At 39.8% G+C, this 24,136-nt stretch carries 20 protein-coding genes; 11 read left to right on the top strand and 9 right to left on the bottom strand.

Annotation, left to right across the window (positions count from 1 at the left end):
• Window positions 1–196: 196 nt before the first annotated feature.
• The 6 genes from G0Q07_RS19700 to G0Q07_RS19675 all read right to left on the bottom strand — a co-directional run bounded on the left by G0Q07_RS19700 (window position 197) and on the right by G0Q07_RS19675 (window position 10,243).
• Window positions 197–2,329 (bottom strand): TonB-dependent receptor, encoded by a 2,133-nt coding sequence (locus G0Q07_RS19700; protein WP_163348764.1) that lies wholly within the window; start codon window positions 2,327–2,329, stop codon window positions 197–199.
• Window positions 2,330–2,976: 647 nt separating this feature from the next.
• Window positions 2,977–3,837, bottom strand: a complete 861-nt coding sequence (locus G0Q07_RS19695) for a DUF4382 domain-containing protein (RefSeq protein ID WP_163348763.1) — start codon at window positions 3,835–3,837, stop codon at window positions 2,977–2,979.
• Window positions 3,838–3,970: 133 nt separating this feature from the next.
• A complete protein-coding gene (locus G0Q07_RS19690; protein WP_163348762.1) occupies window positions 3,971–4,879 on the bottom strand; it encodes a Cbp1 family collagen-binding glycoprotein adhesin in 909 nt (302 codons plus the stop codon).
• 182 nt (window positions 4,880–5,061) lie between these two features.
• Complete coding sequence (locus G0Q07_RS19685) at window positions 5,062–6,408, bottom strand: sigma-54-dependent transcriptional regulator (RefSeq protein WP_163348761.1); 1,347 nt, start codon at window positions 6,406–6,408, stop codon at window positions 5,062–5,064.
• Between the two features lie 82 nt (window positions 6,409–6,490).
• Complete coding sequence (locus G0Q07_RS19680; protein ID WP_163348760.1) at window positions 6,491–7,768, bottom strand: MFS transporter; 1,278 nt, start codon at window positions 7,766–7,768, stop codon at window positions 6,491–6,493.
• 75 nt (window positions 7,769–7,843) lie between these two features.
• Window positions 7,844–10,243 carry an ATP-binding protein gene (locus G0Q07_RS19675; RefSeq protein ID WP_163348759.1) on the bottom strand — a complete coding sequence of 800 codons (2,400 nt, stop codon included), beginning with the start codon at window positions 10,241–10,243 and terminating at the stop codon, window positions 7,844–7,846.
• A gap of 245 nt (window positions 10,244–10,488) precedes the next feature.
• Between G0Q07_RS19675 and gpmI the strand changes: the two genes are divergently transcribed.
• The 11 genes from gpmI (at window position 10,489) to G0Q07_RS19620 (ending at window position 20,924) form a co-directional block, all read left to right on the top strand.
• Window positions 10,489–11,994: a 2,3-bisphosphoglycerate-independent phosphoglycerate mutase gene (gene gpmI, locus G0Q07_RS19670; protein WP_246222946.1), complete on the top strand. Its 1,506-nt coding sequence runs from the start codon at window positions 10,489–10,491 to the stop codon at window positions 11,992–11,994.
• 113 nt (window positions 11,995–12,107) lie between these two features.
• Window positions 12,108–12,683 (top strand): DUF3109 family protein, encoded by a 576-nt coding sequence (locus G0Q07_RS19665; RefSeq protein ID WP_163348758.1) that lies wholly within the window; start codon window positions 12,108–12,110, stop codon window positions 12,681–12,683.
• 243 nt (window positions 12,684–12,926) lie between these two features.
• Window positions 12,927–13,496 (top strand): hypothetical protein, encoded by a 570-nt coding sequence (locus G0Q07_RS19660; protein ID WP_163348757.1) that lies wholly within the window; start codon window positions 12,927–12,929, stop codon window positions 13,494–13,496.
• A 239-nt stretch (window positions 13,497–13,735) separates the two neighbouring features.
• The gene (locus G0Q07_RS19655; protein ID WP_163349015.1) at window positions 13,736–13,999 is read left to right on the top strand and encodes a DUF3109 family protein; all 264 of its coding nucleotides are present in this window, start codon (window positions 13,736–13,738) and stop codon (window positions 13,997–13,999) included.
• 244 nt (window positions 14,000–14,243) lie between these two features.
• Window positions 14,244–14,873: a hypothetical protein gene (locus G0Q07_RS19650; protein ID WP_163348756.1), complete on the top strand. Its 630-nt coding sequence runs from the start codon at window positions 14,244–14,246 to the stop codon at window positions 14,871–14,873.
• A 144-nt stretch (window positions 14,874–15,017) separates the two neighbouring features.
• Entirely contained in the window at window positions 15,018–15,581 is a 564-nt protein-coding gene (locus G0Q07_RS19645; protein WP_163348755.1) for a hypothetical protein, read from the top strand.
• Window positions 15,582–15,642: 61 nt separating this feature from the next.
• Window positions 15,643–16,461, top strand: coding sequence for a hypothetical protein (locus G0Q07_RS19640; protein ID WP_163348754.1), 819 nt, complete (start codon window positions 15,643–15,645; stop codon window positions 16,459–16,461).
• Window positions 16,462–16,463: 2 nt separating this feature from the next.
• Entirely contained in the window at window positions 16,464–19,481 is a 3,018-nt protein-coding gene (locus tag G0Q07_RS19635; RefSeq protein ID WP_163348753.1) for an SPOR domain-containing protein, read from the top strand.
• 4 nt (window positions 19,482–19,485) lie between these two features.
• The gene (locus tag G0Q07_RS19630) at window positions 19,486–20,049 is read left to right on the top strand and encodes a hypothetical protein (RefSeq protein ID WP_163348752.1); all 564 of its coding nucleotides are present in this window, start codon (window positions 19,486–19,488) and stop codon (window positions 20,047–20,049) included.
• 6 nt (window positions 20,050–20,055) lie between these two features.
• The gene (locus G0Q07_RS19625) at window positions 20,056–20,559 is read left to right on the top strand and encodes a hypothetical protein (protein WP_163348751.1); all 504 of its coding nucleotides are present in this window, start codon (window positions 20,056–20,058) and stop codon (window positions 20,557–20,559) included.
• A 32-nt stretch (window positions 20,560–20,591) separates the two neighbouring features.
• Complete coding sequence (locus G0Q07_RS19620; protein ID WP_163348750.1) at window positions 20,592–20,924, top strand: hypothetical protein; 333 nt, start codon at window positions 20,592–20,594, stop codon at window positions 20,922–20,924.
• Window positions 20,925–20,970: 46 nt separating this feature from the next.
• Here G0Q07_RS19620 and G0Q07_RS19615 read toward each other — a convergent pair whose 3' ends face one another.
• The 3 genes from G0Q07_RS19615 to G0Q07_RS19605 all read right to left on the bottom strand — a co-directional run bounded on the left by G0Q07_RS19615 (window position 20,971) and on the right by G0Q07_RS19605 (window position 24,048).
• A complete protein-coding gene (locus G0Q07_RS19615) occupies window positions 20,971–22,869 on the bottom strand; it encodes a sulfatase-like hydrolase/transferase (protein ID WP_163348749.1) in 1,899 nt (632 codons plus the stop codon).
• A gap of 69 nt (window positions 22,870–22,938) precedes the next feature.
• A complete protein-coding gene (locus G0Q07_RS19610; RefSeq protein ID WP_163348748.1) occupies window positions 22,939–23,328 on the bottom strand; it encodes a VOC family protein in 390 nt (129 codons plus the stop codon).
• 63 nt (window positions 23,329–23,391) lie between these two features.
• On the bottom strand, window positions 23,392–24,048 hold the full coding sequence (locus G0Q07_RS19605) for an HD domain-containing protein (protein WP_203532614.1): 657 nt from the start codon (window positions 24,046–24,048) through the stop codon (window positions 23,392–23,394).
• Between the last annotated feature and the right edge of the window lie 88 nt (window positions 24,049–24,136).

Below are 24,136 nucleotides of genomic sequence, written 5' to 3'. Positions count from 1 at the left end.
TCCGCTGAAAAGGGCGCTTATGAAATTCTTTCTTACCGAACTGTTGATTTTGTGAGATGAATTGTAGATTTCTTTCAGTGTCATTTCGAATGCCAAGGTACGAGGTGTGAGAAATCTGTTTCCATTCTGAGATTTAGCTTCGCTGATTTTCAATTCTCCTCATTCTTCGTCGAAATGACAGCAATATTGTGACTTTTTAAAAATTCAGGAACAATCCAATAAACACAAAACGTTTCAGGTCGCGTTTTACCGGAACCAGCGCATAATTTCCCTGGGCATCGGCAATGTTTGTTGGGCGGTAGCTCAGCACATTGTTATTACCCAAAACATTGTTTACCGAGCAGTACAACACCGAATACTGATTGCCAATGTAAAATACATGGCTCATATTCAGGCTGAGATCAGAATACATTTTAGTGCGTTCGCTGTTAAACTCCATGGAATTCGGGTCATTGAACGGACGTCCGCTGGCAGCCGTAAACGAAGCTCCAAATTGGGTGTTTATTTTATTCACCCAATATTTTCCAACCACCGAAAAATTGTGGTCGGAAATAAAGTAAGGTGTGGCTTTTTGGGGGTAGTTCTGGTATTTTCGTTTGGTATCGATGTATGAATAGGTAATCCAGTAGTCGAATCCCTTAATACTTTGCTGATCGCGCCAAAAGATATCAAAACCTGCGGCATAACCGCTTCCATCGTTCTGCAGGTTTTCGGGTAATCCGTTTTCACCTGCCGAATAAGTGATAAGCTTATCGTATTTTTTGTAATAAGCTTCTGCACGGAACAAACGTTCCGAGTTATTGCCAAATTGATAGCTGAGAATATAGTGCATAGCTTGTTCAAAATCCAGATCAGTGTTAATTTTCAGGTAGGCGGCTTGCGGTGTTTGATAATACAATCCCCAGGCTCCTGCCAGTTGTGCTTTTTCTCCGGTTTTTAAAGCCAAAGCAAAGCGTGGTGCTACGCTCAGTTTATTAATCACCGACGAATATTCAGTACGCAATCCCGGACGAATGCCAAAGTTTTTTGTGAATTTGATCTCTGGTTCAATAAAAGCACCAAGCAAATGGTCGTGGAAAGAGCCATTGTATACAGCACCTTCATTTTCAATGTAATCCTGATCGTATTTGTTGTAAGTTTCGTTCGCCCCCCAGGTTAATTTCACCCCTTCTGAAAGATCGTGCACAACGGCAAAGCGCGATTCGATGTTTAGTTCTTTGGTATTCACATCGTCGGCACCTAACCCAATCCGGTTATCCTGATACATGGAAGAAACACCGATACGATAGCACGATTTTTCTGAAAGACAGTCGCGGTACGATAGATTGGAATAAACGGTTCCGCCTTTGCTACTGATCCTCATACTCTCTCCGTCGTTGCCAGCCGGAACAAGGTAAGCCAGATCGCCATAATCAGCAGTAACATAGGCTTTAAACATCCCTGTAGAGCTTGTTTTGTGGCGAAAAACTGCAGCTCCGTTTACCGATTCTACAGGTTTCTCCCAGTCTACATTACTTTTAAAAACCTTATCGTATAAACTCAGGTTGGTATATCCACCCGATACATTCAGCGAAGTATTTTCCCAACGTTCAGTGCGGTTGGCCTCAGCGCCAATCGTCATTAGCGAAATGCCTGTATTATCATCCTCAGGAAGATCAGTAGATTTCAGCACCAAAACCGAAGACAGCGCCTGCCCGTACTCGGCTGAGTAACCACCGGTGTTAAATTGAACACCGTTAAATAAAGATGGCGCAAACCGCCCGCGGGTAGCCACATCGGGAGTTTTTGAATAGTACGGTTTTGATGCAACCAACCCATCAATATAGGTAGAAGTCTCGTAGGCATCGCCACCGCGTACCAATAAACGTCCATCGTCGGCAGAGGCCTGTGTGCCGGGCATGGTTCGAATGGCAGCCATCACATCGCCATTGGCACTTGGTGTAGTATATACATCCAGTGATTTCATCACGGAGGCACGCGACTCATCATCGGCAGCAAAACTTCCTGCAGTTATGGTAACTGCGTCAATGCTGTTTACACTTTCCTGCATTTCAATTTGCAGAACCAAGTCGTTTTGTAGATCAATACTTTCGCTCCAGGTTTTGTAGCCAATAAAAGAGGCAATTAGTGTTTGTTCTCCGGTTTCTGTAGTTTGGAAACTGAAATCTCCCTCACTATCCGAACTGGCTCCGTCGTAGGTGTTTTCAAGATAAATATTCACTCCCGGAATGGGCTCGCCATTTTTGGTAAGTACTTTCCCTGAAATGTTTACCTGAGCAAAAGTGTGAATGGAAAGAGAAAGAAAGAGAAATGTAAAAATTGTTTTCATACGATTAAATTGTTTATTGAATAAGCATCGTATGTAATTCGCATTTTATCGAATCATTTTGATTGGTGTGAATTTATTTGAATGCTCATTTCATGACTTGTTGTTTTGTTTTCTGCTTCAAAATTGCGCCGAAAACACCAACTCATGAAATTTGCTTTACTGAACTGTGGAATTTTGGGGATGAATTGTAACTGACAGAATAATACTTAGTAGGGTTGATAAAAAAGAAATTGCAAATTAAGATTGCCTCACTACGCTTGCAAGGACTCTGCTCATGCACAGATTTATAGAGGGTTTGGCCGCCAGCCAAACCCTACTCATCAATATACAATAAAGTCTGTCATTGCGAGAGTCCACCATTTTTTTGAATGGCATAATGAAAGAATGACAGAGATTCTGAAACAAGTTCAGCATGACGTACTTGGTTATGTTTGCACTACATATTAAGAACGTCACCCTGAACTTGTTTCAGGGTCTTACGGAAAATCTGTCATTGGCAGTAAAGCGAAGCAACCTTAACCCTATTCCAGAATATCTACGATTTAGACAAAAAAAAGCTGCCCGAATTAACGGGCAGCCCATACTTGAAAACCACTAAGCTTAACCAAACTGATTGATTACAGTATGATTCTCACTCTTGCAACCATTTACGGTTCAGGAGTCAACATAAAATCAATCTGGGTTGACTCTCCTTTTAATACATCCACATTCCAAATCGTGTCAGTCAGGAAGCTATCCTGCTCCGCAATCATATAATAAGTACCCTCGGGTATTCCAATAAGCTGATATTGTCCCATTTGGTCAGTAAAGGCAGTGGTAAGCAAACTGTCTTCTTCAATGTCATTTACTTCTGTCCATAAATTTACAGATGTATGGGGAAGAAGAACATTTGCTGTGTCGCTAACTGTTCCCTCAATTCTTCCGGCACGGTCGAGCAATACGCAGCGAACAACCGGTTTAAAGTTGAATCCTTTAATCACTCCGCCTTTCCAATTCCCTTTTGCCACAAACGATTTGCTTACATCGAAATCGAGTAATACGTCAGAAGTCTCTCCGCTGTTGATGGTTAATTCCGGCTCTATTTTAATTTTTAATCCACTGCTCGATCCACTTGGGATTTTAAGGTCGAATTCTGTTCCGTCGGCAAGAATTACTGTTGACTCGGTAACATGCATTCGCATCATATCATAACTTCCGGCTTCTAGCTCAATGGATGCCAGTTGTTCCGTAATTCCGTTTGAAAGGGTAAGCAGGTCAATTTCAAAAGGTTCATCCATAATGGTAATGAACGAAGCTTCGGTTGTATCGTTTTCATGTTTTCTAATCTCTACTCTGTCAATTGTTACAATGGTTTGAGACACCAGTTCGATGGGGAATGGAGCGTCGGTAAGATATACGTTAACTTTACCGCTACCATCGGCAATGGGCTGCGTTTCCGAGTCGCTACATGCCACCATTAAAAATAATCCTAGAACAATTGCTGTAAGTGCTAATCCAATTTTCTTCATGTCTTTTTTGTTTGTGTTTTCTTATAAAATTGTTTGTTTTCCTGTTATCAATTTGGGGATTTTAGTTCGTTTAAAACGAAAGCAGAAGGGAACAACCTCTGTTGCACGCGCTTCTGCTTTCAGCAAACCTATATTATTTAATTTCTATTACTGCATATTTCGAGATCTTCCAGAATTCCTCCGGATTTTCAATGTTCAGGTAAGCAACCACACCGTCTTGTTCAACAAACGAATACGAACTATCCGGGTGTTCTGATATGATTGTGGCTTCGTTCGAGAACAATGGGATACTTTTGGTATCTTGAATGTCGAGCTCGGTAAAATATTGCTGATCAAGATTTCTTTTAAGCTTCACTTCTTTTCCTAATCCCAGGAAACCTCCGCCTTTTGTTAAAACATTATTCTCTTCCAGCTCTTTATAAGTACCATAGGCAACAAAACCTTTGTTTAACTCATAAATCTTTTCGTCGATAACCATCTGTTTCTGAATTAACGAATCTTGTTTTGCCTGGATTTCAACCTGCATGGTGTCAATTTTCTGCGACATATCGGCAAGCATTACATCACGCTCTTCAATTTGCTGTTGCAGTGCTACAATCTGAGTATTCTGCTCATCAACACTTTGATTGAGTGCAGCAATTTTATTTTTGAATGAACTCATTTGGATACCCGAGTTTTTTAATTTGCGCTCGAGCTCTGCAATGTGCTCACTACTTTTTTCAAGCATTTCGTTCATCAGTGTAATGTCTTCGATGATTGCCTGCTTCTTATCGTAATTTCCTTCTTTTTGCGATTCAACCGATAAAACCTGGCGTTTCTCTTTAATAAATTTCAGGTTCTGTTCAATTTCATCGAAAGCACCAACCAGCTCATTTACCATTGAGTCGCGTTCCTGCAAATCCTGATTTATACCGGTATTCTGCGTTTGTAATTCATTAATCTCAGTTGTTTTTTGTGTGTAGGTTGAAATACCAACCAAAGCGACAATAACTAATATTACCGCTAAACTGATGCTAATTGCATTTTGTGATTTTCTATTCATTTTCATGATTATTTCCTCCTTATTAGTTTTTTGAATAATCTGTCTCTTATTAGCCAATTGTTGTGCCATTAAAATAAAAAGCTGGTAAGGTGCAGTGAGGTAATGTGTTATGAAAATAGGAGAGAGGGTGGATACTATCAATATGATAGTGAAATTATCAAAATGATAATTTGGATTTGGAATTAGTGATCTTCTTTGAGCATACGATAGATGGTAGCCACGCCAATATCCAGTTTGTCGGCAACTACTTTGGGTTTGTTGTCGTATTTCTCGAGCATTCGTTTTACCAGGCGCAGGTTGTATTCGCGAAGGGTCAGTTCTTCTGTAAGCAGACCTTCAATGTTTTCCGCATCCTCAAGCAGTAAATGGTCGGCAGCTATTTCCTTCTCATCAGTAAGGGTAGCTGCCAGTTCTATAACAGATTTCAGTTCGCGCACATTGCCCGGAAAAGGGTAGGCCAGTAATTTTTTACTGGCAGACGGAGAAAGTTGTTTTTGCTCAAGTTTATTCGCTGTGCAAAATTCCTGGATGAAACTTTTTGCCAATACGATAACGTCATTTCCTCTGTCGCGCAATGGTGGAAGATCGATGGGTAACCCATAGAATCTGTAGTAAAGATCTTGTCTGAAATTGCCTTTTTTTACCTCTTCCAGCAGGTTTTTATTGGTGGCAATTATAATACGGCAATCAATTTTAACGGCTTTGTTGCTGCCAATTCGGATAATTTCTTTTTCCTGCAAGGCCCGCAAAAGTTTAGCCTGTAACGAAATGTCCATCTCGGCAATTTCATCGAGAAACAGAGTGCCGGAATGTGCTTCTTCAAACTTGCCGATTCGTCGTGCGGCGGCTCCTGTAAAAGCACCCTTTTCGTGGCCAAAAAGTTCGCTCTCGATCAATTCATTCGGAATAGCCGCCATGTTTACCGGAACAAAAGGTTGTTTGGCACGTGATGAATTGTAATGAATGGCTTTGGCAACCAATTCTTTACCGGTGCCGGTTTCGCCACTTATGGAAACAGTAACATTGGTGCGGGTGGCTTTCTCAATCAGCTTGTAAATTTTTTGCGTGGCCGGACTGTTACCCACAATGGTGTTTTCGTAGCTGTATTTCTTTTTAACTTCCTGCCGCAGCGAGCGGATTTCGTTTTTGAGTTTAAACTCTTTACTAATATTGTTTACAGTATTCAGCAGTCGCTCGCGTATGTCTTTTGATTTTACAATGTAATCGTAAGCACCATGTTTTAGCAGATCAACAACCACTTCAATGTCGTCCTGTTCCGAAATGAGAATAACCTGAATATCCTCGTTAATCGCTTTTATCTGTTTTAAAACCTCGAGGCCTTTCATATCGGGCAGCCGATAATCCAGGGTAACAACATCGGGTAGTTCGTGCAGGTTATTCAAACATTCTTTACCGGTGCCGAAAGCTTTAACCTCATAGTCCGGATTCATGGAAAGATTGTGTACCAGCAAACGACGGTACCATTCATCATCTTCAACTACAAATATTTTACTGGTCTTAACTTCCATTCTTAGCTATTCTCCGTTTCCGGATTTCCGTTCTTCTAAACTACATTTTATAAATGGTATTGTTCTGGTTTACGTTATTAAATTAGTTTTTACTGCCGCTTGGCTCTTCAAGCCCATGTCCTTTTGGTCCTTTTTCTGCCCGGCGTAAAAGGAAACTGAATAGTAAGCCAACAAAACCGAGTATGCTAAATATCCACATTCCGGGAATATATCCTTCAGGATTACTTGCCGAAGCTCCTGAAACATCGTTGGTTACACCAATCAGCCAGGCCATCGCTGCTACTCCAAGCTGCTGCAATAAGGTCATTAATGCATAAGCGGTGCCCAGCTTCCTCTCTTCAACAATATAGGCTACCGAAGGCCACATTACTGCAGGTATCAGCGAAAATGATATTCCCATTAAAGTAACGGGAATGTACAACGACATGTTACCGTAAGCGAACATCACATATACCGGGAGAATAATTATTGACCCAATAAGCATCATTAGTGCGCGGCGCCCGATCTTGTCGATCAGTAGTCCGATTACCGGGGTTGCAAACATAGTTGCCATAATTAAAACACTATTGAGTTTGCCAGCCATTTGTTCCGTTACGCCATGTGCATCCTGGTAAAATGTGGGTGCAAAGCCACGGAATGGGAAAATGGCCGAATAGAATGTTAAACAAAGAATAACCACATACCAAAACGAAGGACTGTATTTAAACAAGCCTTTAAAATCAAGTTTTTCTGTTTCTTCAGCTTCACCAAGTACATAACGTTTTTGTGTCCAGCGCTCGATAAAATAATAGATAACGCCGCCAAAAAAGCAAAGCAGTCCAACTCCGGCGGCAAGATACAATACCGGTTGCCATCCCATATCGTATATCGAGCTGGCCCAAGTGTTCGATCGGTCCACAAAATACGATCCGCCTCGGCCAATAAGCAAGTTGATACCTAGTGCAAAGCCAAGTTCTTTTCCTTTAAACCATTTTGCGAGCGCAACTGTAAGCGCAACAATTAATGGTTCGCTACCAAATCCTAATATAAATCTGCCGATAAGTATTATGGTTAAGTTGTCGCTAAATGCGGTAACAAAACCTGCTACACTGCAAATGGCGCCGAACAATACCATAGAAACGCGTGTGCCGTATTTGTCGATAAAAATGCCGCTGAAGAAAAGAACGATTACCGCGGCAATACTGTACACGGTATAAAGTTGGCCAATGTTCGTTTGGCTGAAACCTAATAATTCAATAAAATCTTTGGCAACGTAGGCCACGCTGTCGTACATGTAGTAGCTGCCAAACATAGTAAGACTTACGGCTACCAGTGCTACCCACCGCAGCCATCCTGGTATTGTAACTTGTTTATTGTGCATATAATTCCGGATTTGATTTTCAGTAAAAAACAAATGTATTGAATATGCCCGGATTCAGAAAGCAATATTTATCAGTTATTTGAACTTTTCTTTGAGAAGTGCTTCCAGTTCTTTGTTCAGCACTGAAATTTCGTTGCGCAATTGTTCAGTCTTTTGGCCAATAGTTGTGGAATTGCCACCTTCTTTTGTAAGCTCTTCCAACTCTTTTACTGTGTTGTAAACACCGGTTACATTCATGTATTTTACCGGCGATGCCAGTTTGTGTGCGAGCTCGGCAATGGCTTCGTAATTTTTACTTTCCAGGTTTTCATCCATCGATTGCATGCTGGCTTCGCTGGTTTTTAAAAACAGGTCGATCATTTCTTTTAGGAATTCGGGATCGCCATTTCCCATCCGTTTAAGTTCGCTCAGATCGGGTTGATAGCTCAACGATTTCTCCTGATTTGCTTTTTCATTTACCGGTTTTTCTTCCACTGTGGTGCAAATAATATTGTATAACGCGGCTTCATCAAAAGGTTTTTTCAGCGAGTCGTTAAACACATCATTGTCGTTTATACTATTCGCATCTGAATTTGCTGAAAGGGCTATTATTCTGCTTTTGTGGCCTGAGGCCTTAATTTTACTAGCGGCCTCTATTCCGTTCATCACCGGCATTCGGATATCCATAAAAATAAGGGCGTAGTTGTTTTGTGCTGCCAGATCAACTGCTTCCTGTCCGTTTTCTGCTTCATCAAAATCAACTTTCCATTTGGTAAAAATACTTTTTAGCAGATACCGGTTAAAGGCCGCATCGTCGACAATTAAAACAGTTTTGCCTTTTAATGCTGCCGGAGTGTCATAACTTTTAAAGGTTTGTTGAAGCTTGGTGCTGTCGCCTTTTTCCAGCGGAACAGATACGAAAAAGCACGTTCCTTTATTCTCTTCACTTTCAATAGTTATTTTTCCACCTAGCAAATTCACCAATTTTTTTACAATATAAAGTCCCAAACCTGTGCCGCCGGCTTTTTTATTAATGCCGGTATCCAGTTGTACAAAGTCGTTGAAAATCTTTTCCTGGCTTTCAGTGGGTATACCAATCCCTGTATCGGAGATTTCGAACTCGAGGTATATTTGCTTTTTTTGTTCTTTGACAGCAACTGTTAATTTCACTTCCCCTTCATCGGTGAATTTCAGGGCGTTGGTAATGAGGTTATTTAATATTTGTTTTAGTCGCCCTTCGTCGCCAAATAATACGAGCTTCTCTAATTTATTTCTTTCTACAATAAAACGAATGTTTTTAGCTTCTGCTACTGGTTTGTTGTAAAGTATAATTTTGTGTAGAAGATCGTCCAGCAAAAAATGCACAGGCATCAGCTGGATATTTTGTTTCTCAAGCCGCGAAAAATCAAAGGTGTCATTCACCAATTCAGTTAAATGTTTGGTCGAGTCGAATATTACCCGCAAATCTTCCTGTGTTTTTTCATCGTGTTGTTTTTGCAGTAGTTGTTCACTCAGTCCGTAAATGGCATTAACAGGAGTTCGCATTTCGTGACTTACCGTGGCAACAAATAATTCTTTCGTGCGCGCCAGGTTTTCCGCGTGTGTTTTGGCTTTCTTCAGTACTTTTTGGTACGAGCGTGATTTTCGCAGATCGCGGAAAAACAGAATCAATACCAAAAACAGTAGTAGAAATACCGACAACGCAAAGTAAGACAGCCGCTCGTAGGTTTCGTTTGCCAGCAGTTCTGCTTCCTGCGATTGTTGCAGAAAACTCTCTTCTTCCTGCCTTTCCAGTGCCGTAATTATCTCCGAAAGATTTTCGCTGATCTCAAGATTTTTGCGCATATAAACTGCTTCGGCCGAACTCATTTGTTGATTACGCTGCGCCAGTTCTTTTTCAAGTGCTTCTATTTCTTGTTGCAGTCGTTGCTTTTCCACCGTACGATCTACAATAACAGGAGTTGGTGGTTGGGGTTTTTTCAAAAGGCGTTTAAAAAAGCCTCTTTTTTCAGCTTCCTCGAAATGAACAGTGTCTTGCACGTTCAGCACGGTGTCGAGCGTTTCAGTATATTGGTTAAAAGCTTCATGTTCGTTTCCGCGAGAGAGGTGCAGATTTAGTGTCTTTTCCCAAACAACGATCTTTTGTTGGGCGAGTAGAAGAACTGAATCAACAAGCAATTGCCGGCTGCTGTCGATGTTGTAAATGGATTGTAATTCTTCAAACTTTGCTTCCAGCGATTCATTTACGCTTCTGTAATTCTCGAGATAATCATTGTCGTTGCTAAGCGAATAAAGCCTTACCATGTTTTCGGTTTCGTTTAGGTCGATCGCTATATCTTTTACCAGGATAAGTGTGTTGTCTGGTTTTGATTCGGAAAGCATTGAATTAACAATTTCGGATAAACTTTTGTACACAAAATTCCCCGACAACCCCAACAGCGAGATAATAACGATGGTGAGTAGAATAACCGGTATTTCAATTTTTATTCGTTTCATTAAAGTTTACTTCACAACTAAAACAGATGCAAGGTTTATAAGTTGCATGCCGTTTGTTTAAACGTAAAGATATGCAGGTGAATATTGTTTTGCAAAACAAACATTGCTGAATTAAATGAGGTGTAACAATTAATTCCAAAAGATTGTTAAATCAACCTGAACATATTACCTGTAATTTCCTTAATGAATTAAAAAAGGATATTTTTGTCCGTTCTAAAAATGTTATTTAATAAAAACAGAATATAATGGCTGATAATCAGAAAACTTTATTGATGATTCTCGATGGATGGGGAATCGGTGATGGATCGAAAAGTGATATTGTAGCAACTGCTCCAACTCCTTTTATGGATTCATTAATGGAAAAATATCCACACTCGCAATTACTTGCAAGCGGCCAAAATGTTGGTTTACCTGATGGCCAAATGGGGAACTCAGAGGTGGGGCACCTTAACATTGGTGCCGGTCGTGTTCTTTACCAGGATATGGTTAAAATTACACTTGCTATTAAAGACAAGTCGTTGTGGCAGCATCCGCAAATTTTAAAAGCGTATAATTACGCAAAAGAAAATAATAAGAAAGTACACTTGTTGGGATTGATAGGCCCTGGTGGAGTTCATGCATTAAGTTCGCATATGGTAGCACTTGCACAAATTGCTACCGATATGGGACTGGAAGATGTTTTTGTTCATGGTTTAACAGATGGGCGGGATACAGATCCGCGTTCGGGTATTGGTTTTCTTGAAAACGATCTGAAAGCGCTGGAAGGAACAAACGCAAAATTTGCTTCTTTGATTGGTCGTTATTACGGAATGGATCGTGATAATAACTTCGATCGTTTAAAATTGGCTTACGATTTATACACGCAGGGGAAAGGCGAGAAATCAACTGATGTTTTGGCATCAATGAAAGCATCGTATGACGCGGGGGTAACCGACGAATTCCTGAAACCAGTTGTAATGGTTGACGAGGCCGGAGAGCCATTGGCTAAAATTGAGGAAGACGATGTGGTAATCTGCTTTAATTTCCGTACCGACCGTTTGCGTCAGACTACTATTGCGTTTACTCAAAAAGATCTTCCCGAATTTGGAATGCATACTATGAACCTGCAGTGGTACACCATGACAACTTACAAAGCCGATTTTAAAGGTATTAATGTGATCTTCGAGAAAGATAACGTTACCAACACAATGGGTGAGGTAGTTGCCAAGGCAGGTAAAAAACAGATCCGTATTGCGGAGACAGAAAAATATGCGCACGTAACTTTCTTCTTTAGCGGTGGCCGCGAGGATGAGTTTGAAGGTGAAAGCCGTATTCTTGTTGCATCTCCCAAAGTTCCTACTTACGATCATCAGCCCGAAATGTCGGCTCCGGAAGTGACAAGAGCTATTGTCCCGAAACTGGAAAACGGAGAAGCTGACTTTGTTTGTTTGAACTTTGCCAACGGCGATATGGTTGGTCATACCGGTGTTTACGAAGCGGTTTATCAAGCAGTGCAAGCTGTTGATTCGTGTGCAAAAGATGTGGTTACTGCCGCACAAAAAGGTGGTTACGATATCATGATTATTGCCGACCACGGTAATGCTGATAATGCCGTTAATGCCGACGGATCAGAAAATACAGCCCACTCGCTGAATCCGGTTCCTTGTATCTTTGTTACTGAAAAAGAAGGAATTAAGTTGGATAACGGTATTTTGGCTGATGTTGCTCCGACACTATTAACTGACATGGGCTGGAAGTTCCTGCAGAAATGACGGGCAAGAACCTTATTAAGTAATTTAATTACATAAACATTGTCATCTCGAATGCAGTGAGAGATCTGTAACAGATTCCTCACTTCGTTCGGAATGACATTTTTTTAGAAAAAATGGTTGAGATTGGACGTGCCATAGTAAGTCGCGATGTTTTTGAGAAACATTTCCTTTGCGATATCCTGAAATGCAAAGGTGCTTGTTGTATTGAGGGCGATTCGGGAGCTCCTCTTACTGATGAAGAGGCAATTCTGATCAAAGAAGAATATCACACATTTGAAGACTTGCTCCCCGAGAAGCATAAGCGCGAGGTTGAAAAACAAGGCTATTCTGTTATCGACAGCGATGGAGATTTAGTAACACCACTTGTTGATGACCGCCAATGTGTTTATTCCTACTATAATAAACAGGGTATTCTGAAATGTGCCATCGAAAAAGCATATTTCGATGGGAAATCAAAATTACGTAAACCTCTGTCTTGTCATTTATTCCCCATTCGTATTACCGAATACAAACGTTTTGATGCCGTAAACTACCAGGAGCTTGATATCTGTAAGCCAGGTCGTAAATGTGGTGCATCAGAAAAATTACCACTCTACAAATTCCTAAAAGAGCCGCTTACTGCAAAGTATGGTGCCGAATGGTACCAGGAACTTGAAATTGCAGCCGAATATATCCTATCGGAAAAATAGGCTTATCCCGTAAATTTTTTCTTTGGGTTTCTATTTAATCCCAGTGGTCTTTATTTGGTGAAATGTCCCAAATGCTAAATAGATGTCCCGTATTGGGACGTGTTTGGTTTTGGCATGAATCATAAGTGGCTGATAGTTAGGGGTTGGGGTGTTATGGCATTTTGATTGCCTATGTTGTGGTGTAGTTGGACGCTACAAAATTTTTTGAAGAAATATTTACAAACAAATAAACAACACAACATCATGAAAAAATTATCATTAACATTAGCAGCACTTTTTTTAGTATTCGGAACATTAACTGTCAACGCTAAAGACAAAGACAAGGCGGAACATAACATTAAAGTTGGTATTCCATCTTATTCATTAGTAGGAATTTCTTCTGATGCAACCATTGCGCTTATGCCGGCTGCGCCTGAAACTGCAGGACAGGGTTTAGATTTTGATGTAGAAAGTGCAAGCGACAATTCGGTATGGTTAAACTACTCATCGATCATAAAAAGTTCCGCTAACAGTATTTCGGTATCTATGAAGGGCGATAATCTTCCAAATGGAGTAACCATTGAATTGGTAGCAGCCGAAGATGCAGGAAAAGGAAAAGGCGATATAGGAAAAACGGAGAAAAAAACAATTGTACTTTCAGGCGACTCACAACCAGTAGTCACTAACATCAAGAACTGTTACACAGGAACAGGAAGCAGTTCAGGTCATCAGTTAACTTACACATTGAAAATGGATGAAACAAGTGAAAACTACAAAGCTTTAACTGCTAAAGATTTTGATACAACAATTACTTATACTATTACAAGCTTATAGTAGACTTTCAGATAAGAGATAAGGGATAGTGTGAGGCAGGCTTTAAAGTCTGCCTTTTTTTTGTCCTTCTCAGTATTTTTAACTTCCCAGAACAGGCAATTGACTTCTTGTCTTTTTATGGGCTGATAATCTGAAACTATTTAAAGTGCTAATCTGCTCGGTTGAAATGTGTCTCTTTGCTTTGTGAGCGAATTGACATATCAATTGGTGTGATTAGAAAGGATATTTAAAAGTGTGCCATTGAAAAAGCATATTTTGAGGGGAAATCAAAATTCCGTAAACCCTTGTCTTGTCATTTATTCCTCATTCGAATTACCGAATACAAACGTTTTGATGCCGTAAACTACCATGAACTTGATATTTGCAAGCCAGGTCGTAGATGTGGTGCATCAGAAAAACTTCCGCTTTGCAAATTCCTAAAGGAGTCACTCACTGCAAAATATGGTGCCGAGTGGTATAAGGAGCTCGAAATCGCAGACGAGTATATTCTGTCGCAAAAATAGGCTAATCCCGTAAGGTTTTTCTTCTATTTTATGTTTAATCTCACCAGTCCTTATTTGGGTTGCTGTCCCAAAAGATAAATTAATGTCCCATGCAGGGACGTGATTTGTCTTTGGTGCGAAGTGTAAGTGTATGATAATGAATGGATTGGGTGTTATGGCATTTTGATTGCTTATGTTGTGGTGTAGTTGGACGCTACAAAATTTTTTGAAGAAATATTTACAAACAAATAAACAACACAACATCATGAAAAAAGTAACACTTATTTTAATAGCGATTTTTGTTTTCGGGGTATCTAATTTTGCAAAAGCCCAAAGAGATAGAGGTGATGGAATAATGAGTGGAGCAGCAGTTGTAGGGCCTGCCGGTGGAGGAGGCTCAGGCGGCGCGGAACATAACATTAAAGTTGGTATTCCATCTTATTCATTAGTAGGAATTTCTTCTGATGCAACCATTGCGCTTATGCCGGCTGCGCCTGAAACTGCAGGGCAGGGTTTAAATTTTGATGTAGAAAGTGCAAGCGACAATTCGGTATGGTTAAACTACTCATCGATCATAAAAAGTTCCGCTAACAGTATTTCGGTATCTATGAAGGGCGATAATCTTCCAAATGGAGTAACCATTGAATTGGTAGCGGCAGAAGATGCAGGAAAAGGAAAAGGCGAGGTAGGAAAAACGGAGAAAAAAACAATTGTACTTTCAGGCGACTCACAACCAGTAGTCACTACCATCAAGAACTGTTACACAGGAACAGGAAGCAGTTCCGGTCACCAGTTAACTTACACATTGAAAATGGATGAAACAAGTGACAACTACAAAGCTTTAACTGCTAAAGATTTTGATACAACAATTACTTATACGATTACAAGCTTATAGTAGACTTTTAGATAAGAGATAAGGGATAGTGTGAGGCAGGCTTTAAAGTCTGCCTCTTTTTTTGTCCTTCTCAGTATTTTTAACCCCCCAAAACGGGCAATTGTCCTATTGTTTTTTATGCGTCGATAATCTAACTTTGGATGCATGAAGTATAGGATCTCAATTTTAATCTTCTTCATTCTGAGTTCTTTTGCTAATTACGGTTTAGCATCTGACAAAGAAGCAGAGCACAAGGCCAGTGTTATTATTCCCGATGTGGCTTTGTTGTCTTTAAAGGTTGAAGGAAATTCTAACGTTGAATTCCAATCAGCAGCACCTACAACCGCTGGTGAAAAAATTGATCTTCAGTCAAAACAAGAATCCAATATCTGGTTGAACTATTCTTCTATTGTTACAAGCAATCAGAAAAGAAAAATAACAGCTACAGTGGTTGGCGATATACCCAATGGAATTTCAATTAAACTAAAAGTTGGAGAAAATATTGGCGCTGGAATTGGAGAACTTGGATTATCCAATGGAAGTATTGTATTGTCAAATAGTCCGGTAGATATTATTTCAGGAATAGGTAGTTGCTATACTGGAGTGGGCGTTCAGAACGGACATCCGCTTTCGTATAATCTGGAGATTGATGAAAATAGTTTTTACAGCAATTCAGAAAAAGGAGAAACTTCTGTTAGCGTTATATATACCCTTACCGACGATAATTAGAGTCATAAAATAATTGTTAAAAACAAGAAGATTGATAATTTTAGCATTTAAAATAGCAAAGATGTTAAAATCAATTATTGTCAACTATCGCATTTGTGTCAAAATCCTTTTTTCTTTTTTTATCTTGTTCGCTATAGGCAGTTCTGCCGGTGCAAACATCCTTGTTTTAAATGGCCTGACTCATGAAAACGCCAGTAACCAAGGGGAAACATACAGAGATAGAATTGAAATACAGAATAACGGAACGGATAAAAAAAGTGTAAGAATTTATTTGCGCGATTATTGGTTCTCATATACAGGAGAAAGCACGCATGATTCTCCCGGAACTTTGGAGCGTTCAAATGCTGCCTGGATAAATTACAGCCCTCAATTGATTACTCTGGAAGCCAACGAAAAAGTATTCATCGACTTTGAAGTAAACGTACCACAAGACGATTCCTTAAAAGGCACTTACTGGAGTGTAATAATGGTGGAAGGAATTACTACGCCCGACACGACTCCATCCACTGGAGGAGTAAAAATAAATACTGCAATCAGATACGCCATTCAGGTAATAACAACTATTGGAGATACTGGAAAAAAAGACTTGCAATTTTTGGGATTGGAATTGGTTAAAGACAATGATGTAGGTGTTTTAAATGTTGCTGTGGAGAATATAGGAGAGTGCATTCTAAAACCGGAGATGAGTCTGGAGGTATTTGATGCAAGCGGAAACTCGCTGGGTATTTTCAAAGCAGATCGCAGGAAAACATTTCCAGGCACTTCAATAAAATCATCTCTTGTTCTGGAAGGTATAAAACCAGGGAATTATACTGGAATTTTAGTAGCCGACTGCGATGAAGACCATATTTATGGCACTAATATTTCGCTTGAAATTTGAAAATGCTTCAACAATGTTTTTTAATAATCGTATTACTCAGCTCACTAAATTTTGGTGTTTGTGCTCAATCAGCGCGTAATGTAAACGTACGTTTTGTTAAAAATGAAGTTGCTGTACTTCCGGGGAAAGTAGTAAATCTGGCATTTGTTACTCAGAACCAGAGTTCAGACAGCATAGAAGTAACGCATGAATTCTCCATCCCTGATAGATGGGTTGTAATTACCCGGCCCGGAAAACTTAGCTTGCAACCCAATGAAAAAAAGTTGAGTATTGTCTCCATCAGAGCTCCTTTTGACTGTCCGGTGGGAAGCTATCCAATTCAGATAAATAAGATGAAAGCTGATGTAGGTATAAACCTTTCATCACAGATTGTGCAGGTAAAAATATTGGAAATCGAAAATATTACGTTTCAACTTATTGAACAACAAAACCACATCTTGGCAGGAGAAAATATTAGTGCTACTTATTTGATTCGGAATCTTGGAAATACCGATAAGAAGTTGTACATAAATGCCAGTAACTGCGATTTGGTAGGTTCGCCAGATGTGAAACTAGATCCCGGGGAATCAACTCAGATTCAAATTACAAAACCTACGTCAGAGGAACTGTTCGAAAGTAAAACGGAATCATTTACGGTTCGCGCTCAAGTAGGCGAGAGAATTTTGGAAAGTGTGTATGCGTCAACAATGGTGCTGCCTTCACGAAAAGCCAAAAAGGATTTATTTTTCCGATTCCCAGTGAAAGCATCTGTAAGCTATTTATCTACAAACAGAGGGGGCAACTATGAGTCGGCTAAACAATTTCAGATTGATGGGAACGGAACCCTTGATCCGGAAGGGAAGCACCGGCTTGGTTTTATGGCGCGCTGGCCCAATAATACGAACCTTAGTTTTCTGGGGTTATACGACCAGTATTATCTTTCCTATTCAAATAAAAACATCGATTTATTTTTAGGCGAGAAATCATACACAGTTACGCCTCTTACTGAGGCGTCAAGATTTGGACGTGGTGTTGAGGCAAAATTTCTACTAAAGAATGGATTTGGGGCTGGTTTTTTTTATGTAAAACCGCGGTTTTATGAAGACATCGAAAATGAGTTTTCAGTATTTGCGGGATTTGACTTTAATTCAAAAAATAATATCTCGTTCTATTATTTAGGGAAAAAATATCAGGAATCGAATGACCCTGTTCAACTGTTTAGTTTTGTTACTGAGCTAAATCCGTTTAAGCGCACAAAGGTTGATTTGGAATTGTCGCGAGGAATGGTGGACGATGAAACTTCGAATGCCATACGATCAAGTATTAACAGCCAATTTTCCATATTTCAAATATCGGGAATATATTTCAATGTTGGTAAAAATTACCCGGGTTACTACTCCAACTCCAAATTTTTTTCGACGAATATAAACGCCCGTATTTCGCAGAAAATGAGTGTTTCTTTTAATGCCAGAGAAGATTTTGGAAATGCTCAGCTCGATACATTTTTTGTTACAGCTCCCTATTCAAAATCCATTCAGGGATCGTTAAATTACAGAATCAGTCAGGGAGGTAATGTTAAAATTTACTGGCGGGAATTTGAGAGCAAAGATCGTTTGATTAAAGATAAGTTTCATTACAAAACCGATTCGTGGAACCTGGAATATGGACATCGATACAAAAGAATTGACTATACTCTTCGCGGTGAAATTGGAGAAACAACTAACCTTTTAGCAGAAACCAATAAAAACATACAAAATAGCTTCCGTGCATCTGCAAATCTGACTTACAGATTCAATTCACGAAATTCGGTTCGATTATTTGGGAACTGGTCCAACATCAATCAGTTTGTTTCCGGCGATCAACGTCGTTTAATGGCAGGACTTGCAGCCACAAGCAGGATTTCAAAGAATCTTCGTTTAAACTGCTATATTCAAAATGCATACGACATTAATGATTATTATAGAAACAGAAACCTGATGCAGCTTAATCTGGATTATAAATTTCTGAAAAAACATACCTTCTCCTTACGTAGTTTTTACACAATTTTTAAAAATGAGGTGGATAATCCTGAGTTTACCTTATCTGCAACTTATTCTTACAGTTTGGGTATTCCGATCAAGCAAATCGTAAAAGCCGGAAAAATAAGAGGGAGAATTACAAATCAGCTCGGAGAACCTGTTAGCGACGTATTCATACGTATATCGAGCGAAACAGCGGTTACAGACAGGAATGGCGAGTATGAGTTTAAATTATTGTCTCCGGGGCGCCAACTCCTTACCATTGATAGAGCTCGCTTAGACATCGGCGAAATTCCCAATATTCCTATGCCACTAGAAGTAGAAATTATTGAAAATGAAGAAACAGAAATAAATATACAGATTCAGAAAGGTGCTCGTTTAAGTGGTCAGATAAAACTGGGAGAAAGTGCTCTTTCTGTTTTAAATGACCAATCCGCACAACCTGATAATATATTAATTGAACTAAAGTCGAATCTGGAAACATACAGAATTACAACGAATAAGGAAGGGGAATTTACTTTCCCATTGGTAAGGCCGGGAGAGGTCTTGTTTCGAATATATACTAATACTATTCCTGCGGGTTATTCTGCTGCTCAATCCACATATACTTTCCATTTAAATCCAGGGGAACAGCGCGAAGTGGATATTGTTTTGGAATCAAAAAAGAAAAAAATAATCTTCAAATCACAAAATACTACACTATCGGCAAATGAAGGTTTTGCACCTATGAAAGTGACGACTGTTTTAAAACCTCAGAAAAAAACGTCACAGCTATATTATTCGGTACAAATAGGTGCATTCAGCAGGTCACTGGCAGAGAATTCAAAATTTCTGAGAGGGCAATCTTCTTATTTCGAAAAACAAATTGATAACTTACACAAATATTTTATTGGCAAGTTCGACACTGTTGAAGAAGCACAAAAGGAGCGAAAAAGATTAAGTTCGTTCTATACAAATCCATTTATTGTTGTATTTAAGGACGAAAAAATAATACCATACAATGAATTCAAAAGTGATAAATAATAAAATGAAACATTTAGCTGTAAAGGCAGTACTTGTTTTAGCTTTTGTTTGCATGCACACTTTGCCTCTTATGGCGCAATGGGGCAATGGCAACATAAACGTAAGATTTTCGGTTCCTGAAATTGCGATATTGGATATTGAACCCGATATTGGAAACGTTGAGTTTAGCATTAATGCTGCTTCCGGCCCAGGGGGTGCACCTGAAGTTGTGAATAAATCAAATGAATCCATTTGGATTAATTATTCTTCGGCTATTCGTGAAAATGGAAACACCCGGTCGATAAAAGCAGAAATATCAGAAGGAGTAATTCCAAAGGGAATTTCGTTTTTTATTGAAGCCTCTTCTGCATCGGCTTTTGGCAGTAAAAATCAGGGGAGTTCCGCAGGAAAAGTAAAGGTAGCTAGTGCTCCTAGACCAATAATTACCGGAATTGGAAGCTGTTTTACCGGCGACGGGGTAAACATGGGGCACCATTTAAAGTACTTTCTTGAAATTTCAGATTTCACACAGATAGAGGCAATGGGTGATTACGAATTTACCGTTTTGTACACAATAACTGATAATTAATTGAAAATGAAATTTTTACTAATAATAGGATTACTGGCTTGCAGTTTTGTGCCTAAAGCGCAGGTGATGGAAGTTTTGGTTGACGGTACCATTGACTTCGACCAAAACAGTTTTACAATTAGTGATGCCGGAGCAGATTTTCCAAATTCGATAGAAAGTGAATCGTCGCTGTATTTATCCGTTTTATCGGGAGACGAATGGGATAAGAAGTTAAATCCTAACAGAAAATGGAAGCTGGAAGTTCGAAAGGAAGATTTAATATGGGATGAGGAAATACAGCTTGAAATTGTCAGGGCAGGAGACGGTTATGGGAATAAAAATAAACACAATAAAAGTAAAATATATGACGGCACGAATTATCAGAGAATTGAGAATATATCGAGTTATTTTTTTAGAGGCAAGGGGCAAATAACTGAAATTCCCATTCAAATTCGTCTGTCGGGATTGTCAATTGTTCATGGAGCAAAGGATTATGAAACTAATGTGATTTTAACCGTTTACGATGACTGATAAATGGAACAAACTAACGTAAATAAACAACGATGAAAAAAGCACTCCTTATGTTATTTTTAGGACTTGCACTCGTTTCGTGCGAAGACCGCGAGCCGGAGCCCATACTTATACCAGAATGGCTAAAACCCCGGCTTACCGAGCTCGAAAGCTCAGGAGAATGTTATGGTTGTCAGGTGCAACGTTGGTCTTATAATGAGGAATATTTCTATCATCTTTATTGTGGCTACTGGTCGTGTTCCGATTGCGAAGTGTATCACTACGATGGACGACGAGTTGAATGGGGAGCTACAGCAGATCCTGTGGATTTTAATGAAAACAAGCACCGCCCTGTATTGGTTTGGGAATGTGGCGATGAGCTATAACTCCGATTAAACAGCGTTAATCGGTTTAATCGGTGTTACGTTTTCGTTACCAGGCAAAGTCAATTTTATAATCGTCAGGATTTAATCCCCACTTTTCAATTAGCCATTTTGCTGCCCGCATATCGTATTTATTTCTGGTTTTCGAATCGGCGTTTGAAATCATATCAACCACTCCTTCCTGAATTTCTTTGCTACTTTCATCAATGCAGTCGATTACGTTTAGGGCATGGCAACGGGCAAATTCGTTAGAATTCTTCAAAACAGAAAGTAAAGCTTTTTTGGCCATTTCTTTTTCGCCTAAATTATAAAGTGCTTCTGCAGCAACAGAAACTACATTTGCCGACTCATCGGTGGTGGCTGCTTTTAAATCCGGAATTGCAGAAACTGCTTTATCTCCAAGAATCAGTAGTCCTGAAGCGCCCCAGTATCGAACTGCACTTTCATTGCTTTTTAGGTAACTTTTTAAGTGGTCAACATTCTCTACTTTTCCTAATGTAGCTATTTCTGCAGCTTCCATAATTTCTTCCAAATTCACTTCCCCCGATCGCATGTAATCGTACATAGGTGTTTCCCCGGCGCGGTCAACACGGTCGGCTTCAGGAATAAAACCTGTATCCTTAATTCGTGTTACCCATTCTTTATTCGCAGCACGCATTTTTTCCAGTATATCTTTGTATTCCGGATTGTTGGCCAGGTTGTTAATTTCCCAGGGATCATTTTCCGTATCGTACAATTCTTCAACGGGCTTTGTTTCCCAAAAGGCACTTTGTACTTCGTTGCATTCGCCTTTTTCGTAAGCCTCTTTCCACGATCGAATGGAAGGAGCCTTAAATAAATAGTCTATACGCTGCCCGTATATTCGGTTCGGCATGTAATTGCGGATGTAACGGAATTGCTGATTGCGCACGGCACGAGACATGTCGTAACGTTCATCCATTCTCCCCCGAAACATATATGCATATTCAGGATCAGCAGTTTTTTGTTTGCCCAGAAATGCATCGCCTTGCAAATAATCCGGAATTTCAACCCCAATAATACTAAGCAGTGTAGGTACTAAATCAACAAAACTTATTAATCGGTTTACTTTTGTTCCGACTTGTTTTTCAGGGAATAGATATTTGTATTTCTCAGGAATACGAACAATAAAAGGAACTTGTGTGCCGGTTTCGTACACATAACGTTTGCTGCGCGCCAAAACTCCACCATGGTCGCCATAATAAAATACAATTGTATTTTCAGCCAATCCTGCATCGTCCAACTCTTTTAGCCACTTTCCAATTTGAGCGTCCATGTCTTCCACCTTGTCGTAGTATTGTGCCCAGTCGTGCTTCATCTCTGGTGTTGCCGGATGATACGGGGGGATTGGTACTTCGTCGGGACTGTGCCGCAACTCATTATTCGGAATAGATTTATGAATACTGCTTTCGTGCGAAATTGTAGTGTTAAATACGGCGAAAAATGGTTTCTCTGCCGGTCTGTTTTTCCAGTGTGCAGTTTTGCTGCATTCGTCCCAAATAGCTTGCTCATCAACATTATTCGTGTTATAATCAGTTTTGCTGTTGTTGGTACAGTAGTAACCGGCCTGTTGCAAATAAACAGGGTAGGGCAGCACCGTTTCTGAAAGCGGATAATAACTTCGCATATGCTGGTTGCCATTTGAACTGGCATAAACACCGGTTAAAATTGTATTTCGGGTAGGAGCACAAACAGGGGCATTTGCATAAGCGTGAGTGTATAAAAATCCTTCCGAGGCTAATTTGTCGAGGTTGGGTGTAGTTGTAAAATCATCGCCGTAACATCCTAAAAAAGGACTGTTGTCTTCGCTCGTTAACCATAAAATATTTGGTAATTCTTCAGGAATTTTTTCTTCGCAACCGGTAAAGGTTATACAAACAATTGCAATACAGAACAAGAAGCAAAATAGGCGTAGGTTCTTAAGTTTCATTATCGTTGATTTAGATTGAAATCTAAAAATACACATTGAAAGGGGAAATGAAAATCAATTGCTTAACTTTTACGCCATAATCTCCACCCGGTTGCCGTCAGGATCCAAAAATACACTTTCGAAAAAGCCGTCGCCGGTGGTGCGCGGTTCGCTAATAATTTTGTACCCGTCTTTCCGAAGCGTTTCGGTTAGTTCGTGTACTTTACTTTTCGAGCCTAACTTAAAGGCAAAATGAATAAGTCCGGTAAATTGTTTCAGCGTATTGTCCCTTGATTTCGGAATACCCGGCATTTCCATCAACTCAATGCGGCAATCGCCGTCAAAAGAAAGAAAATACGAGCGATATTCGCGGCTGTGGTTATGGTAAACCTCGCTCGATGATGCATCGAAATAATGCATGTAAAAACTTCGCATTCCTTCGAGATTATAGGTCCAAATGGCCAGATGTTCTACTTTCATACATAATTGTTTTTAGGCTGTCTAAATTTACGAAAGCAATCGATTATAAAGCAATAGCTGCGATTATTTTTTACAGTCCCATTCGAAAAAAAATTGGGCTAGAAAATCTTCCATAAAACGGTGGCGCTCTTTTGCAATTTCCTGTGCAGTTATTGTATTCATACGGTCTTTTAGTAGCAACAGCTTTTCGTAAAAATGATTGATGGTAGGAGCTGTTGTTTTTTTGTACGCCTCAAAACTATCGTGCAGTTGTGGCTTAATATCAGGATGATGCAGCAAGCGCCCTTTATTCCCGCCATAGGCAAAAGTGCGCGCAATTCCAATGGCTCCAATGGCATCCAGCCGGTCGGCATCCTGAACGATTTGGGCTTCAATACTTTCGGCCTTTGTTTCAACTCCGGCGCCTTTAAATGATACTTGTTCTATAATCTGCCCAATTCTTTCAGCATCTTTTTTATCAACTTCAACTTGGGTTAGCCAGCTTTTTGTTTTCGAAGTGTTTTCTCCGTTGCCCAGTTTCCAGTCGTCGAGATCGTGAAGCAAGGCTGCCATTTCAATAAGAAAAAGATCGCCGCCTTCTTTTTCTGCCAGGTGAAGAGCCATGTTTCGCACACGGTAAATGTGCCACCAATCGTGCCCCGAACTATCGGCTTCAAAGTACTGTTTTATAAAGTTTTCAGTAGCCGAAACCAGCTCATTTTGTTGAATATTAGACCCCATAATTCGAATTTTAGTTGTTAAAACTACTATTTTAAACCATAAAAAAAGTTAAGAATTTTTCCGAAATGCTATAAGTTGCATTCGTTCA

The organism is Draconibacterium halophilum, assembly GCF_010448835.1.
Lineage (GTDB): Bacteria > Bacteroidota > Bacteroidia > Bacteroidales > Prolixibacteraceae > Draconibacterium > Draconibacterium halophilum.
The sequence above is the reverse complement of the archived record's forward strand: the minus strand, read 5'-3'. Positions and strand labels throughout refer to the sequence as shown.